Here is a 15,606-nt window from a genome sequence, read left to right on the forward strand (position 1 = left end):
CCAATTCGGCAAGGGATTTTTTGCAATAAAAAAAGAGCTGTATTTTACACAGCTCTTTTTTTATTTTAGTGATCTAATTCAATAAGTAAATCACCCGTTTGAATCGCATCACCATCGTTAACATATACTTTCTTCACTTTACCATTGAACGGCGCTTGAACTGTCGTTTCCATTTTCATCGCTTCTGTAATTGCCATAGAATCGCCTTTTTTCACTTCATCGCCTTCTTTTACAACTACTTTAATTACCGTTCCTGGCATCGTTGCACTAATATGATTTGGATTCTCACGGTTTCCTTTCACACGTTGTGCAACTGTTGCTTTTACACTCTCGTCTTTCACGATAATTTCACGTGGTTGACCGTTAAATTCCAAGTAAAGGACACGATTTCCATCCGGCTGAGGTTCTCCAATTGATACTAGTTTAACCATCAATGTTTTACCCTGTTCAATTTCTACATCAATTTCTTCACCTAGTCTCATACCATAGAAGAACGTCGGTGTATCAAGTACAGATACATTTCCATAAAGCTCAGCAACTTTTTCATAATCCATAAATACTTTTGGATATAAAGCATATGCAACTACATCAAAAATCGTTACTTCGCGTCCAAGTTTATGGAATAATTCTTCTTTTAACGCTTCGAAATCTACTGGCTCTAGTAATTCACCTGGTCTTACTGTTAATGGCTCTTTCCCTTTTAAAATAATCTTTTGTAATTCTTTCGGGAAACCACCGTACGGTTGACCTAAATCACCAGAGAACATTTCAACAACAGATCCTGGGAAGTCCATAGCATGTCCACGCTCTAAAACATCTTGTTCTGTCAGATGGTTTTGAACCATAAATAATGCCATATCACCAACAACTTTTGATGATGGCGTTACTTTTACAATATCTCCAAACATGTCATTCACACGGCGGTACATTACTTTCACTTCATCGAAGCGATCTCCTAAACCAACCGCCTTCGCTTGTTGCTGAAGATTACTATACTGCCCACCCGGCATTTCATGCATATATACCTCTGTATGAGGCGCATTCATACCACTTTCAAACGGTGCATAGTATTTGCGTACATCTTCCCAATAATGAGATAGTTTTTCTAAAGAATCTATATTAACATCTGGTTGTCTTTCGTTTCCACCTAATGCATAGTATAGCGTGTTCGCACTTGGTTGTGACGTTTGACCAGCCATAGAACTCACTGCTACATCGACGATATCAACACCCGCTTCAATTGCCTTCGTATACGTTAATATACCATTTCCACTCGTATCGTGCGTATGCAGGTGAATCGGAATCGACACTGTCTCTTTTAATGCAGAAACTAAATCATATGCTGCATTTGGTTTTAATAAGCCCGCCATATCTTTAATACCTAAAATGTGAGCTCCTGATGCTTCTAACTCTTTTGCTAAATTTTTATAGTAATTTAAATCATATTTACTACGCAGTGGATCATGGATATCCCCTGTGTAGCACATTGTTGCTTCTGCAATTTTACCAGTGTCTCGTACAGCGTCAATTGCAACTCTCATGCCTTCCACCCAGTTTAAGCTATCAAAAATACGGAATACATCAATGCCTGCTTGAGCAGAACATTCCACAAATTTTTGAATTAAATTATCTGGATAGTTTTTGTATCCAACTGCGTTTGAAGAACGAAGTAACATTTGGAATAAAACGTTCGGCATTTTTTCACGAAGATCTAGTAATCGTTCCCATGGATCTTCTTTTAAGAAACGATACGCAACATCAAACGTTGCACCGCCCCACATTTCCGCTGAGAATAGGTTCGGTAACATTCTCGCTGTTGGCTCCGCAATTTGATGTAAATCTTTTGTACGAATACGAGTTGCAAGTAATGACTGGTGTGCATCACGGAATGTTGTATCCGTTAAAAGTACACGTTTTTGATCCTGTACCCATTTTACTAATCCGTCTGCTCCACGCTCGTCCAAAATTTGTTTCGTTCCATTTTGGATTGGCTCTGAATGTTTTAAACATGGAATACGAGCATCTGGGAATATTGGTTTTTCTTTTTTACCTACTCCTGGGAAACCATTTACTGTTACTGTACCAATGTAATTTAACATTTTCGTTCCACGGTCTTTACGTTTCGGGAACAAGAACAATTCAGGTGACGCATCGATAAATGAAGTATCATATTCTCCTGATAAGAAGTTTTTATGTTTTACTACATTCTCTAGGAATGGAATATTTGTTTTAATACCACGAATACGGAATTCTTTTAAGTTACGTTCCATTTTTGCAGCAGCTTGCTCAAAAGTAAGTGCCCAAGTTGTAACTTTTACAAGTAAAGAATCGTAGTACGGTGTAATAACTGCACCTTGGAAGCTATTTCCTGTATCAAGACGTACACCAAAACCACCGCCTGATCGATACGCCATAATTTTTCCTGTATCCGGCATAAAATTATTTAGCGGATCTTCAGTTGTTACACGAGATTGAATTGCAAATCCATGTACAACTACTTCCTCTTGCTTCGGAACACCTACCATTTTGCTATGTAATGAATGTCCATCAGCTATTAAAATTTGTGATTGAACAATATCTACTCCCGTAATCATTTCTGTAATCGTATGTTCTACTTGAACACGTGGATTTACTTCAATAAAGTAAAACTCATCATCTTTTACAAGGAATTCTACTGTTCCTGCATTTAAATAATTTACATTTTTCGTTAACTTCACAGCAGCATCACAAATACGCTGACGCAGATCATCTGAAAGTGATACACTCGGTGCAATTTCTACAACTTTTTGATGACGACGTTGTACAGAACAGTCACGCTCGTATAAATGAACAACATTGCCTTCTTCATCTGCTAAAATTTGTACTTCTATATGTTTAGGTTTTTCAACGAATTTTTCGACGTAAACTTCATCATTACCAAAGGCTGCTTTTGCTTCTGATTTCGCTCGATTATATGATTCTCCTAATTCCTCACTAGTACGCACAATACGCATACCACGACCGCCACCCCCAAGGGATGCTTTAATAATAATCGGGTAATCATACTTTTCAGCAAATTTTTCGACTTCTTCTAATGAATTTACTGGACCATCACTACCAGGTATAACTGGAATTTGTGCTAGCTGCGCTTGTGTTCTTGCTTTCACTTTATCTCCAAACATATCTAAATGCTTACTTTTCGGACCGATAAAGATAATTCCTTCTTCTTCACAACGTTTAGCGAATTGAATATTTTCTGACAAGAAACCATATCCAGGGTGGATTGCATCTACATGATTACTTTTTGCAATCTCAATAATGCCTTCAATATCTAGATAAGCATCAATTGGTTTTTTTCCTTCCCCAACTAAATAGGACTCATCGGCTTTATAGCGATGATAAGAACCACTATCCTCTTTAGAATAGATTGCAACTGTTTTTAATCCAAGTTCCGAACAAGCTCGAAACACACGAATTGCAATCTCTCCACGGTTAGCTACCAATACTTTTTGAATACGTTGCAGCTTTGTCATGATTTTCCCCCTCTACTTTCCTACCACTCTAGAGATAAAATATATACACACCTTAAAAAGCGTGAAGTTCTTCACTTTCCACATTATATTATACTTAGAAAGCTTCACTTTATTTTTATCCATCATACCTTATTTTTTAACAAATGATAAGTTTTCTGTGCAATTTGTTTCACAAAAATAGTATAGCATACCTCTTCCTTTTCTAACAACTTAATTGTATATCACATTAAACTAAATGTGATATATTGTTTAACCGAAAGATATATTAATACATCACATTTAAAACTACTTAAAAATAAAAACACATCATGCTCTAAAGCACAATGTGTTTTTATTTTACAACTACAAGATGTGGTCCATTTTGTTCTTTTTCTTTCATTAATCCATTCTGTTGTTTCTCTTGTCGTTTCACGTGACTAGCAATATTGAGTAGTATCCCCATCGCAAGTAGATTAGCTAATAAAGAACTACCACCGTAACTGACAAACGGTAATGGTACTCCGGTAAGTGGTATTACTCCAGACATACCACCAACATTAATAAACGTTTGAACTCCAAACAAGCTTGCAATTCCGATAGCTATTAAACTTCCAAATGGATCTGTACACTTTTGTGCGACTCTAAATGATCGAATAATTATAAGCAATAAACAAATCAAAATGATTGCTACGCCTATAAAACCAAGTTCTTCCGATATAATTGCCATAATAAAATCCGTTTGTGGTTCTGGTAAATAACCATACTTTTGCACACTATTTCCTAATCCCCTACCATTAAGCCCTCCAGAAGCAATTCCAATAAATGAATTCACCAATTGGAATCCATCCTTTTGAGGATCATTAAACGGATCAAGGAAAACAGAAAAACGTGCCTTTTGATATGGATTTAATGCATAATTGCCAAGAAGATATAGTGCCGGAATCCATACTATAGAAGTTAAAGCAATTCGTTTAATCCATAAGTTAACCTGTACTCCCGAACAAAGGAACATAATTCCTACTGTTCCTGCAATTAACAAATCAGTACCTAAATCATTTTGCTTTAATATTAAAAACATGATTATACCAACACCAATGAGTACTGGACCTGACCCTTTGAAAACAGGTGTATTCGTTTCTTGTCTTTTCGCAAAAAAATGAGCTAATATGAGGATAACCGTTATCTTTACAAATTCCGCAGGCTGTATTCCAAATATCCATCCGTTTGCACCGTTTACTGACTTAGTGAAAAAGGCAGCTGCAGCTAATAAAGCAACACTAGCACCGTAACTCCCCAACAAAAAAATTCGTTTTCTCCAAACTTTATATGGGATAGTAGCAATAATTATTAATACTATTGTCCCAACAACTAAAGTAATTAATTGTCTTTTAAAAAAGAAATTTGCTGGTTTATCAAATCGCGAAATCGCAACAATGGAACTAGAACTATATACCATTATTACTCCCAGCACACATAAGATAACAAGAGGAAGTAACAATGAATAATCCATTGATTTCCATACTTTTTTCATTTCATTTCCTCTTTCTGTTTCAATTTAACTATTGTTGTATTCCATATGTACATTGATTCTTCCTGCTTTATTATACAAATAAAAAGCTCAAACTAATTTAGTTTGAGCCCCCTTATTTGAACCCGTTATTGTTGTTTGTTTGTAAATGCTTCATGAAGTGCAGATAACTCACGTTCGAGCTCACCTAACATTGCTTTCCCTTGTTCTTCTGCAATAAGACCAAGGCGAACTGCAAAATCGACCTCGCGGGATAGTCCAAACATTTGTGTGTCTAACACTTCTTCATATAATGGACATTGCGGCATTGTAAGATGGTCCATTTGCACCTTAATAAGTCTTAAAATCTTCTCTGCATCCGCTTGTAGAAGGGCTAGTGCCTTTTCCTGATGATTTGCTACTGTCTCAGACGCCAAATTGATTCCCTCCGTTTCCGTCCTACTCTCCTCTATCCTATCTATTAATATTAGCGATAGTTTTAATAAATTGCAATAGAAACATTTTTTGTGACAACAGTGTCTAATACTATTATACTGAAAAGTGGGAGTATAACACAAATGGGGGAACAACAATGAGCGAAATTTTATTTATTAACGGAAAAGTACGTTTTCCAATCACTATTGATCCAACTGTTTGGATCTTTGATGATCGAAAAGTAGATTTGACAACTTACTTTGATGAAACTAGAGAAAACACGTCTGAACTAGAAACTTATTTAAAAAACACTTCAGAACATTGGGATCGCGAAATCCGTGATGGTGCCGCTTTTCCTCCAATACAACAAAGTGTGAAGAAATATAAAAAAGAACAGCTGATTACTGGAACATTTGGTATACCATTTCATCCATTCCTTGCTAACGCTGAAATTTTAGAGGACGCTACGCAAGTTGAAATTGAAACGGTAGATCATACAATGACACTTCCATTAGAAACTGTCAAAAATGCTATACTAGGCTTTTCAAAAGAAGGAAAACCATTAAAAGAAGACGGGCCTGTTCATCTCTATTTCAACGATGGATCTAATCAACAAAATCCAATCCGTAACATCCGTAAATTTACAATTATTTAAAGAAAAGGAGTGAGCTTAAGCTCACTCCTTTTTACAATAAATCTGCTGCTAGTTGAGCTAAATTAGATCGCTCCCCTTTAACAAACTTCACATGACCACTAATACGCTGTTCTTTAAACTTCTCTACAACATACGTTAAGCCATTATTATATTCATCTAAATATGGGTGATCAATTTGCTGAGGATCTCCCATCAATACAATCTTACTCTTTTCCCCTACCCTAGTTAATATCGTCTTCACTTCATGCTTTGTTAAATTTTGTGCTTCGTCAATGATAATGAACTGATCTGGAATACTTCTCCCGCGTATATAAGTAAGGGCTTCTACTTCAATCGAACCCATTCCAGCTAAAATAGCATCTAACTCTCCTGGCTTTTTCGTATTAAATAAATACTCTAGGTTATCAAAAATTGGCTGCATCCATGGTCTTAATTTTTCTTCTTTTTCTCCTGGTAAATAACCGATATCTTTTCCGACTGGAACAATTGGTCTTGCCACAAGTAATTTTTTATATAACCCTAAGTCTTCTGTTTGCATAAGTCCCGAAGCTAACGCAAGTAACGTTTTTCCTGTGCCGGCTTTCCCCGTTAACGTTACAAGCGGAATATCTTCACGAAGCAACAATTCTAATCCCATAATTTGCTGCACGTTTCGTGGTCGTATCCCCCACACTTGTTCATTGTGAAAAATAAGTTTCTTTACCTTCTTCCCTAAGTGATCCACAATGCCAAGCGCAGAACTAGAGCCCCCTAATGCATCTTTCATTACTACAAATTGATTTGGGTAAAAAGGATGATTCGCAATTTCAGATAGAGGCAATTCACCTTTCTCATAAAAATAATCCAATTGTTCTTTTGATATATATCCTTCTAAAAAACCAGAATATATATTTTCTACTTCAATTACGCGATCACTTAAATAATCTTCAGCCTTCAAACCAATTGCATCAGCTTTTACCCTTACGAGTACATCTTTACTTACTAAAATAACAGACTTCCCGTCCTCTTTTTCCTGTTCTTCTAAAGATAGATTTTTTGCTACAGCTAAAATTCGATTATCATTTGTTTTTTCTACAAAAATATCTTGTAGTTGCACAAATGAACGATGGTTCAATTCAATACGAAATGTTCCGCCGTTTTCTAGCGGGATACTTTCATGCAGCTTTCCTATTTCACGAAATTTATCTATTAACTTAGATACATAACGAGCGTTTCTTCCTACTTCATCCATATAACGTTTTTTCGAATCAACCTCTTCTAATACAACTGCTGGAATCACTACTTCATTGGTTTCAAATGAAAAAATAGATAAAGGATCCTGCAAAAGTACATTCGTATCTAACACATAAATTTTATCCAACCTGTTACCCCCTGACTCCACTTTTAAATTTGTAGAACAAGGGTTTCATCCATAAAATATGGACGAACCATTGTTATAATTATATGTACCGTGTAAACGAGGTAGAATCGAAAATCATAGTCATTAAACCTTTTATTTATTCTTTATTCATTTCTATTCAATATATTACTTTTTATTATAATTATTAACGTTAAATCACAATAACCGACTACAAAAGTGAATAAACGAATTTCTTATTTAGCATCTTTATAATTCTCTTATCCCTACTAACACTTCGTTATCCAGCTTTTTCGCTGCCCGAAGATCATATGTTTTTTCATATGTTGGTTCAATTGCAAGTTTCGCTCCATAAAACATAACATCACGCACTTCTTGCACCTTTACTTCTATTACAGTTAATTTTAGAGAAATACCTTCCATTCTATCTGTCAAAATTTCACCTGCACCACTTATAGAAAATACGGATTCATTCGCCATTATAGTCAATACCACACCTGTATTATGACGTATATTTTCCACAATACGTGAACGTTGATCTACTGCAAATCGAATACTAGTTTCACTCACTGCATACACCCAAGAAATAGCACTTACGTTAGGAACTTGTTTTTCGAAATCTGTCGTTGCTATCATAACAATACACTCTTTACGCAACGTTTGTACTAAATCCTCTGTTAAGGTAGGCTCTACTACATTCGCCATATTTTCACCTCCAAATATACTTGGTATATCCTTATCATAACTTATTTTTTGAATTGCGAAAATATTATTTTTTCCCACTATTATTCAAAAACATTATACTTCCATGATATACTTATACTGATAGAATTCGTATTGAGGTGACGAAATGAGAGTCAAATGTATGATTTGTGATAAAAAAGATATGTTAGATGATGAAAATCCTATGGCAAAAAAACTGCGTAATCGCCCTATTCATACATATATGTGCATGGAATGTTCGGAACGAATTGCAGAGCGTACAATGGAACGTCATGCAAGTGGTAATTTCCGATTATATCGTGATAAAAAAATCGAAGATGATTGGTAAAATGTAAATAAGTCCTTACTCATATAGATAAGGACTTATTTATATTTTTCTGGTTCACGATTCATCTGATCCAAAAAACAATCAATGGCTTCTAACGGAAACCTTGCAGATTTCTGTTCTCCATTTATTTCATATGTAATTAAATACATTTCCTCGTTCTTTTCGACTTCCACATTTCTTAATTTATGTTCTTCATATACCATATTTTGAAATAACAAATATGTTTCTTTTGCAGCACTATCATCTGGACGTGCTTCCGCAACTGTTTTAATTGTTAACCAATTATATAGTACATCTTGTACTGAACGCATGAAAACTCCCCTTTCTTATCCTGCTTTTTGTTGTTTCGCTTGACGCAAACGCAGTCTATAAATTCCAAGTACAATTGCCGCTACAACAAGTCCTTCTCCAACAGGTAAAAACACAGCAAAAAAGGTTAATACTGTGCATCCAATTGCTAATGATATGTATATCACAATATTTTTTAGTACAGACAACTTTCTAGCAAACCCTAAATTATAAACGAGAGCACTTAATATAATAATCGTCCCATAAAGTAACCACATTCCTAACTCTGGATTTTCATCTACCTTACACAATTTTGCAAAAAAAGACATCCTTTCTAACACACTCTTCCCCCCCTAGCAGTAAAATGCAATTTTCTTTATACACTTAATACAAGAGTAACTCGCAAAAAAAATACTGTCCACAAAAAAGAGTAAATATTCTAAAAAATAAACAAAATAAAAAAACAACGCCCTTTATAAAGGGCGTTGTTTTTTTATTTTTACGCTTCAACAGATTTCTTTTTCTTAGCAGCTCTTTCGCGCTCACTCTTATCAAGAATCTTTTTACGTAGACGAATTGATTCTGGAGTTACTTCACAGAACTCGTCATCGTTTAAGTACTCTAATGATTCTTCTAAAGTCATTAGGCGTGGTTTCTTCATTGTTGAAGTTTGATCTTTCGTCGCAGAACGAATGTTAGTTTGTTGTTTCATTTTCACAACGTTAACTGTTAAGTCGTTCTCACGAGTGTGTTCTCCGACAATCATACCAGCATATACTTCTGTACCTGGTTCAACGAAGATTACACCACGGTCTTCAACTTGCATAATACCGTATTGTGATGCTTTTCCTGTTTCAAGTGAAACTAGAACACCTTGGCGACGTCCACCAACTTGTCCAGCGTGTACTGGTTGGTAGCAATCGAATGTATGGTTTAAAATACCGTAACCACGAGTTAATGTTAAGAATTCTGTTGTGTAACCAATTAAACCACGTGCTGGAACCATGAAAGTAAGGCGAACTTGACCGTTTCCGTTATTCACCATATCTAACATTTCACCTTTACGTGCACCCATAGATTCCATAATAGAACCAGTGTATTCTTCAGGTACATCGATTTGTACGCGCTCTACAGGCTCACATCTTACGCCATCAACTTCTTTAATGATTACTTCTGGCTTAGATACTTGTAATTCATAACCTTCACGACGCATGTTTTCAATTAAGATAGATAAATGTAGTTCCCCACGTCCAGATACGATCCACGCATCAGGAGAATCTGTATTATCTACACGTAAACTTACATCTGTTTCTAATTGTGAACGAAGACGCTCTTCAATTTTACGAGATGTAATGTATTTACCTTCACGACCTGCAAATGGGCTGTTATTTACAAGGAACGTCATTTGTAGTGTTGGCTCATCAATACGTAATAATGGTAACGCATCTTGATGTTCAACTGGACATACTGTTTCACCTACGTTAATGTCTTCCATACCAGAAACGGCTACTAAGTCCCCTGCTTTTGCTTCTTCAATTTCTTGACGTTTTAATCCCATGTAACCGAATAATTTCGTTACGCGGAATTGCTTCACGCTTCCGTCTACTTTCATTAAAGCAACTTGTTGTCCAACCTTCATTGTACCGCGGAATACGCGACCAACTCCAATACGTCCAACGTAGTCGTTGTAATCAAGAAGTGCTACTTGGAATTGAAGTGGCTCTTCGCTGTTATCAATTGGTGCTGGAATATGTTCGATAATTGTATCGAATAATGATTTCATATTCTCTTCTTGATTTGCTGGATTTGAATCTAAGCTTGCTGTTCCGTTCATTGCTGATGCAAATACAACTGGGAACTCTAATTGATCTTCGTTTGCACCAAGCTCAATGAATAAGTCGATTACTTCATCAACTACTTCATCTGGACGAGCGAAGTCACGGTCAATTTTGTTTACAACTACGATTGGAGTTAAGTTTTGCTCAAGAGCTTTCTTTAAAACAAATCGTGTTTGTGGCATACAACCTTCATATGCATCAACAACAAGTAAAACACCATCAACCATTTTCATGATACGTTCTACTTCTCCACCGAAGTCAGCGTGACCAGGTGTATCTAAAATGTTAATTCTTTTATCTTCATAGTGAATCGCTGTATTTTTCGCTAAAATTGTAATACCGCGTTCTCTTTCTAGATCATTTGAATCCATTGCGCGTTCTTCAACGTGTTCGTTCGCACGGAAAGTCCCCGCTTGACGTAATAACTGGTCAACAAGTGTTGTTTTACCATGGTCAACGTGGGCAATAATTGCTATATTACGTAAATCTTGTCGTTTTTTCAACATGTCCAACTCCTAATGTCTTTTTAATCCTTCTCTATTATAAGAGCGAAGGGGATACAATAGCAATTAAAATAAAAGCAAGAATGAAAATATAGTTGTATTCTTACTTTTGTGAAAGTAAAATGAGATTGGAGGGTGAAGAAATGGAACACATTCAATATCGCTTTTTATTAACTGCAATTATCGGTGTTATTTTCTTAATCGGTATCGGCATTATGATTGCTGAAAATAGTCCAATCGGTATTATTATTTGCATTATCGGCACATTTGTTACAGTTGGATACGGTTTTGTAACAAAAAGAAAAATGCGCAAATCACAATAACGCTAAAAAGTAAGAAGCTTATACACAGCCTCTTACTTTTTTTGTTGCTCTCATATAAACGATAACACTTCTTCATACACTCCTGGTTTTGCAACTAACACACTGCTCTTCTCTATGATAGAAAGTGGCGCTCCAGAGAATGTCGTCACCTTACCTCCAACTTCTTCTACAATTATCTGCCCTCCGCCAAAATCCCATGGTGATAATCTCGGCGTTACATATGCATCTATTCTTCCTGTTGCAACGTATACCATCTCTAATGCTGCACAGCCATATGACCTTGTGCCCCTTGCTTTCTTAACAAGTGCCATCATACTTTCCATATTAAGCAATGGATTATCTGTAAGCCATATCGCATTTAAAGCTACAATACCTTGCTCTACAGTTCCTTTTTCCAATGGAGGAATTGATATACCATTACAAAAAGCTCCAGATCCCTTGACTGCATGATATAGTTCATCATGCACTGGATCATATATAAGTCCAATCTTTCCGATACCGTTCTCATAAATCCCAATTGAAATCGCAAAATTTCTTTTTTGATGAACAAAGTTCATCGTGCCGTCAATTGGATCAATTAACCAAACAACCCCGTCAGAAGACGTTATCTCGTCTCCATAACCCTCTTCTCCTAAAATATTATGATTCGGGAATGTTTCTTTAATTTTCCCAATTAAAAACTGTTCTATCTCTCGGTCCATATTTGTAACTAAGTCAGCTGCATTTGATTTTGTTTCTATAATAAGTGCTTTTTTCATTGATGCCATTAAATGCTCTCCTGCATCCCGAATCCACCGTTTGGCGTGTGCATCGATGTCTTTCCATACTTCTTGCATGTTTAAACACTCCGATCTATACTGTTCACAGAAAAAACGAACCCTTTATAAGGTTCGCACCAACTAATTTTTTATACATATACTATTATTACGCTTCTAAACGAATCATTTCAAGTCTTAACACTTCTAACTTTTGTACACACTCTTCTTTTTTCTGGTTATCATCTTCCATCATCGCATCATATAAAGTTGCTAATTCATAATCTAGCTCCAAACGTAGCACCGGTATTCTCTTTTCAGCATCTGTTCTCTTTAACGCATTAATCACCTGTCTCATATTATTTGCCTCCTCCCAATATTCGTCTGCCCTCGGACTAGAATTAATTCAATTTTCTGATTTTTTGTTTTATACTATACTATGTTGGATAAATCATCTATGCAACAAAATTATATTTTTTTATTTAAATTTTTTTGTGCTGTTTTTTTTATGAATAGTACAAGCTATGCTAAAATAAAAGCAAAATAGGAGTTGGAGGAACAATCATGACAATACAAACATTCAAATCAACTGATTTTGATGTCTTTACAGTTGATGGTCTCGAAGAACGAATGAGTGCAATTAAAACGAACATTCATCCTAAGCTAGAAGCTTTAGGGGAACAATTTGCAGAATACTTATCCAAACAAACTGATGAGAACTTTTTTTATCATGTTGCAAAACACGCACGCCGCAAAGTCAATCCACCAAACGATACTTGGGTTGCTTTTTCAACAAATAAACGAGGATATAAAATGCTACCGCATTTCCAAATCGGCTTATGGGGTACTCATGCCTTCATATACTTTGGTTTAATCTATGAGTGTCCACAAAAAGTTGAGACGGCTCATGCCTTCTTAGAACATTTAAATGATTTAAAAACAAATATTCCAAATGACTTCGTTTGGTCCATTGACCATACTAAACCAAGTGTGAAATTACATAAAACACTTGAAACCGAAGACTTACAAAAGATGATTGAACGATTAGCTACTGTAAAAAAAGCAGAATTATTAGTTGGTATTCATATATCACCAGAGGAGTTTTCAGCAATGACCAACGAACAATTCCTTGCTAAGATTGAATCTACGATGCAATCACTCCTTCCTTTATATGCACTTTGTAATCGATAGTAGAAAACGGACAATTTATATTGTCCGTTTTTAGTTGTTATCACATTATATCACTTCAGTTTTTATTTTTCAAAATATTTTTTACATTTTTACAAGCTTTTGTTCTTCGACTTCTTTTGCCCTTTGAATAGCACGATATATAGAGTATCCACTTACCTCTTGAAATTCTTTATCAATTTTCTTTTCTTCTGCTTTCGATGGAACAATCTCTTTAAAACGACGATATAAACCCATTAACTCTTCTCTTATAATTCCTTTTTCATAAGCTTTCTCAATCGCTTCATAAAACTTCACCATTGTAACCATTTCCTCATTTGACCAATCATAATCTAACGGATATTGATATTCCATTTTGCACCTCATTTATCATTTCTTCTTGTTTCATTATGCTATCTTAAAGAGAATATTTTATTCTTCATTATAGCCACTCTGCATTATACACTATTTATTCATTTTAATGGAATTGTCTTCCTCTATTCATTAGTTGAGGCTAACTATTAAACATACTCACCTTAAAAAGATTTTTTTCTATACATCTATAATTATTGGTGATATAATGCTTTTGTTTTATAGAAAATAAAGTGAAGCTACCATCTCAAAAACGATTTTTTGAATGGCAGAAAAACAAGCCTTATTCTAAAAAGGGCTACACTTTTTTAGAGCAGGATTATATAAAACAAATTACACTAAATATTATGAAGAAGAAGGGGTGTATAGATTGTCCCAATACGAAACACCATTGTTTACCGCTTTAGTTGAGCACAGTAAGCGAAATCCAATTCAATTCCATATTCCTGGTCATAAAAAAGGACAGGGCATGGATCCTACATTTCGCGAATTTATTGGGCATAATGCATTAGCAATTGATTTAATTAATATTGCGCCACTCGATGATTTACATCATCCAAAAGGTATGATTAAAGAAGCACAAGATTTAGCAGCAGCCGCATTCGGTGCAGATCATACTTTCTTTTCTATTCAAGGTACAAGTGGCGCTATTATGACAATGGTGATGAGCGTTTGCGGTCCTGGTGACAAAATCCTAGTACCACGAAACGTGCATAAATCAGTAATGTCAGCTATTATTTTCTCAGGTGCAAAACCGATTTTCATGCATCCTGAAATCGATCCGAAGCTCGGTATTTCTCATGGAATCACAATTCAATCTGTCAAAAAAGCACTTGAAGAGCACTCAGATGCAAAGGGCTTACTTGTTATTAACCCAACGTACTTTGGGTTTGCTGCAGACTTAGAACAGATTGTACAATTAGCACATTCTTATGACATCCCTGTACTAGTCGACGAAGCTCATGGTGTTCATATTCATTTTCACGATGAATTACCTATGTCAGCGATGCAAGCTGGTGCGGATATGGCAGCAACAAGTGTTCACAAATTAGGAGGCTCTTTAACTCAAAGTTCTATTCTTAATGTGAAAGAAGGCTTAGTGAATGTAAAGCATGTCCAATCTATTATTAGCATGCTTACAACCACATCAACTTCTTACATCTTGTTAGCATCCCTTGATGTTGCGAGAAAACGTCTTGCTACAGAAGGAACAGCACTCATAGAACAAACAATACAATTAGCTGAGCATGTTCGTGATGCTATAAATTCTATTGAGCATCTTTACTGTCCTGGAAAAGAAATGTTAGGTACAGATGCTACCTTTAACTATGATCCTACAAAGATAATTGTATCTGTAAAAGATTTAGGTATTACCGGCCACCAAGCTGAAGTATGGCTTAGAGAGCAATATAACATTGAAGTAGAACTCTCAGATCTATACAACATACTATGTCTTATCACTTTGGGAGATACAGAAAGTGATACAAATACACTTATTGCAGCATTACAAGATTTAGCAGCAACATTTAGAAATAGGGCAGATAAAGGTGTTCAAGTACAAGTAGAGATTCCAGAAATTCCAGTGCTAGCACTTTCTCCTCGAGATGCTTTTTATTCGGAAACAGAAGTCATTCCATTTGAAAATGCAGCGGGGCGTATTATAGCTGATTTTGTTATGGTTTATCCGCCAGGGATTCCAATCTTTACTCCGGGGGAAATTATTACACAAGAAAACTTAGAGTATATTCGTAAAAACTTAGAAGCAGGTTTACCTGTACAAGGTCCTGAAGATATGACATTACAAACATTACGTGTTATTAAAGAGTACAAGCCTATCAGTTGATAGGCTTTTTTTTCACCTTTT

Annotated in this window: 16 protein-coding genes; 5 read left to right on the forward strand and 11 right to left on the reverse strand. The window is 35.6% G+C overall.

Features of this window, described 5'->3' with window-relative positions; all coding sequences use genetic code 11:
• Nucleotides 1-65: 65 nt before the first annotated feature.
• The 3 genes from pyc to DN401_RS18565 all read right to left on the reverse strand — a co-directional run bounded on the left by pyc (nt 66) and on the right by DN401_RS18565 (nt 5,435).
• A complete protein-coding gene (gene pyc / locus DN401_RS18550; protein ID WP_000164087.1) occupies nt 66-3,512 on the reverse strand; it encodes a pyruvate carboxylase in 3,447 nt (1,148 codons plus the stop codon).
• A 331-nt stretch (nt 3,513-3,843) separates the two neighbouring features.
• On the reverse strand, nt 3,844-5,022 hold the full coding sequence (locus tag DN401_RS18560) for an FtsW/RodA/SpoVE family cell cycle protein (protein WP_000758402.1): 1,179 nt from the start codon (nt 5,020-5,022) through the stop codon (nt 3,844-3,846).
• A 125-nt stretch (nt 5,023-5,147) separates the two neighbouring features.
• A complete protein-coding gene (locus tag DN401_RS18565; protein WP_000135694.1) occupies nt 5,148-5,435 on the reverse strand; it encodes an Fpa/YlaN family protein in 288 nt (95 codons plus the stop codon).
• A gap of 155 nt (nt 5,436-5,590) precedes the next feature.
• On the opposite strand from DN401_RS18565, the gene DN401_RS18570 reads away from it, so the two are divergent.
• The gene (locus DN401_RS18570; RefSeq protein ID WP_001289809.1) at nt 5,591-6,088 is read left to right on the forward strand and encodes a molybdopterin-binding protein; all 498 of its coding nucleotides are present in this window, start codon (nt 5,591-5,593) and stop codon (nt 6,086-6,088) included.
• A 31-nt stretch (nt 6,089-6,119) separates the two neighbouring features.
• Here the strand turns inward: DN401_RS18570 and DN401_RS18575 are convergent, their stop codons facing one another.
• Nucleotides 6,120-7,448 (reverse strand): PhoH family protein, encoded by a 1,329-nt coding sequence (locus DN401_RS18575; protein ID WP_000358083.1) that lies wholly within the window; start codon nt 7,446-7,448, stop codon nt 6,120-6,122.
• Nucleotides 7,449-7,694: 246 nt separating this feature from the next.
• Nucleotides 7,695-8,150: a pyridoxamine 5'-phosphate oxidase family protein gene (locus DN401_RS18580; protein ID WP_000024593.1), complete on the reverse strand. Its 456-nt coding sequence runs from the start codon at nt 8,148-8,150 to the stop codon at nt 7,695-7,697.
• Nucleotides 8,151-8,295: 145 nt separating this feature from the next.
• Here DN401_RS18580 and DN401_RS18585 point away from each other — a divergent pair, with 145 nt between their 5' ends.
• Nucleotides 8,296-8,496: a YlaI family protein gene (locus tag DN401_RS18585; protein WP_002082250.1), complete on the forward strand. Its 201-nt coding sequence runs from the start codon at nt 8,296-8,298 to the stop codon at nt 8,494-8,496.
• Between the two features lie 35 nt (nt 8,497-8,531).
• Here the strand turns inward: DN401_RS18585 and DN401_RS18590 are convergent, their stop codons facing one another.
• The 3 genes from DN401_RS18590 to typA all read right to left on the reverse strand — a co-directional run bounded on the left by DN401_RS18590 (nt 8,532) and on the right by typA (nt 11,128).
• The gene (locus DN401_RS18590; protein ID WP_001258156.1) at nt 8,532-8,807 is read right to left on the reverse strand and encodes a hypothetical protein; all 276 of its coding nucleotides are present in this window, start codon (nt 8,805-8,807) and stop codon (nt 8,532-8,534) included.
• Between the two features lie 15 nt (nt 8,808-8,822).
• On the reverse strand, nt 8,823-9,125 hold the full coding sequence (locus DN401_RS18595) for a YlaH-like family protein (protein ID WP_000893662.1): 303 nt from the start codon (nt 9,123-9,125) through the stop codon (nt 8,823-8,825).
• Between the two features lie 158 nt (nt 9,126-9,283).
• Nucleotides 9,284-11,128, reverse strand: coding sequence for a translational GTPase TypA (typA, locus tag DN401_RS18600; protein ID WP_000914762.1), 1,845 nt, complete (start codon nt 11,126-11,128; stop codon nt 9,284-9,286).
• Between the two features lie 140 nt (nt 11,129-11,268).
• Here typA and DN401_RS18605 point away from each other — a divergent pair, with 140 nt between their 5' ends.
• Nucleotides 11,269-11,448 (forward strand): DUF5325 family protein, encoded by a 180-nt coding sequence (locus tag DN401_RS18605; protein ID WP_000400127.1) that lies wholly within the window; start codon nt 11,269-11,271, stop codon nt 11,446-11,448.
• Nucleotides 11,449-11,498: 50 nt separating this feature from the next.
• On the opposite strand, the gene DN401_RS18610 is transcribed toward DN401_RS18605, so the two are convergent.
• Both DN401_RS18610 and DN401_RS18615 read right to left on the reverse strand, forming a co-directional pair.
• On the reverse strand, nt 11,499-12,284 hold the full coding sequence (locus DN401_RS18610) for an inositol monophosphatase family protein (protein WP_098212668.1): 786 nt from the start codon (nt 12,282-12,284) through the stop codon (nt 11,499-11,501).
• An 88-nt stretch (nt 12,285-12,372) separates the two neighbouring features.
• Nucleotides 12,373-12,561 carry a hypothetical protein gene (locus DN401_RS18615; RefSeq protein WP_001250165.1) on the reverse strand — a complete coding sequence of 63 codons (189 nt, stop codon included), beginning with the start codon at nt 12,559-12,561 and terminating at the stop codon, nt 12,373-12,375.
• Between the two features lie 206 nt (nt 12,562-12,767).
• Here DN401_RS18615 and DN401_RS18620 point away from each other — a divergent pair, with 206 nt between their 5' ends.
• Nucleotides 12,768-13,394 carry a YktB family protein gene (locus DN401_RS18620; RefSeq protein ID WP_000155317.1) on the forward strand — a complete coding sequence of 209 codons (627 nt, stop codon included), beginning with the start codon at nt 12,768-12,770 and terminating at the stop codon, nt 13,392-13,394.
• 81 nt (nt 13,395-13,475) lie between these two features.
• Here the strand turns inward: DN401_RS18620 and DN401_RS18625 are convergent, their stop codons facing one another.
• Nucleotides 13,476-13,745 carry a UPF0223 family protein gene (locus DN401_RS18625; RefSeq protein WP_000456562.1) on the reverse strand — a complete coding sequence of 90 codons (270 nt, stop codon included), beginning with the start codon at nt 13,743-13,745 and terminating at the stop codon, nt 13,476-13,478.
• A 367-nt stretch (nt 13,746-14,112) separates the two neighbouring features.
• Between DN401_RS18625 and speA the strand changes: the two genes are divergently transcribed.
• Complete coding sequence (gene speA, locus DN401_RS18630) at nt 14,113-15,585, forward strand: arginine decarboxylase (protein WP_000084899.1); 1,473 nt, start codon at nt 14,113-14,115, stop codon at nt 15,583-15,585.
• Nucleotides 15,586-15,606 lie beyond the last annotated feature (21 nt).

Origin of the sequence: Bacillus sp. BF2-3 (assembly GCF_008368795.1) — a bacterium.
GTDB lineage: Bacteria > Bacillota > Bacilli > Bacillales > Bacillaceae_G > Bacillus_A > Bacillus_A cereus.

Bases quoted from the DNA above. Each gene is read 5' to 3' on its own strand.
- DN401_RS18605 (WP_000400127.1), top strand. From the start codon at position 11,269: ATGGAACACATTCAATATCGCTTTTTATTAACTGCAATTATCGGTGTT.
- DN401_RS18560 (WP_000758402.1), bottom strand. From the start codon at position 5,022: ATGAAAAAAGTATGGAAATCAATGGATTATTCATTGTTACTTCCTCTT.
- DN401_RS18625 (WP_000456562.1), bottom strand. From the start codon at position 13,745: ATGGAATATCAATATCCGTTAGATTATGATTGGTCAAATGAGGAAATG.
- DN401_RS18570 (WP_001289809.1), top strand. From the start codon at position 5,591: ATGAGCGAAATTTTATTTATTAACGGAAAAGTACGTTTTCCAATCACT.
- DN401_RS18590 (WP_001258156.1), bottom strand. From the start codon at position 8,807: ATGCGTTCAGTACAAGATGTACTATATAATTGGTTAACAATTAAAACA.
- DN401_RS18615 (WP_001250165.1), bottom strand. From the start codon at position 12,561: ATGAGACAGGTGATTAATGCGTTAAAGAGAACAGATGCTGAAAAGAGA.
- typA (WP_000914762.1), bottom strand. From the start codon at position 11,128: ATGTTGAAAAAACGACAAGATTTACGTAATATAGCAATTATTGCCCAC.
- DN401_RS18585 (WP_002082250.1), top strand. From the start codon at position 8,296: ATGAGAGTCAAATGTATGATTTGTGATAAAAAAGATATGTTAGATGAT.
- DN401_RS18620 (WP_000155317.1), top strand. From the start codon at position 12,768: ATGACAATACAAACATTCAAATCAACTGATTTTGATGTCTTTACAGTT.
- DN401_RS18610 (WP_098212668.1), bottom strand. From the start codon at position 12,284: ATGCAAGAAGTATGGAAAGACATCGATGCACACGCCAAACGGTGGATT.
- pyc (WP_000164087.1), bottom strand. From the start codon at position 3,512: ATGACAAAGCTGCAACGTATTCAAAAAGTATTGGTAGCTAACCGTGGA.
- DN401_RS18580 (WP_000024593.1), bottom strand. From the start codon at position 8,150: ATGGCGAATGTAGTAGAGCCTACCTTAACAGAGGATTTAGTACAAACG.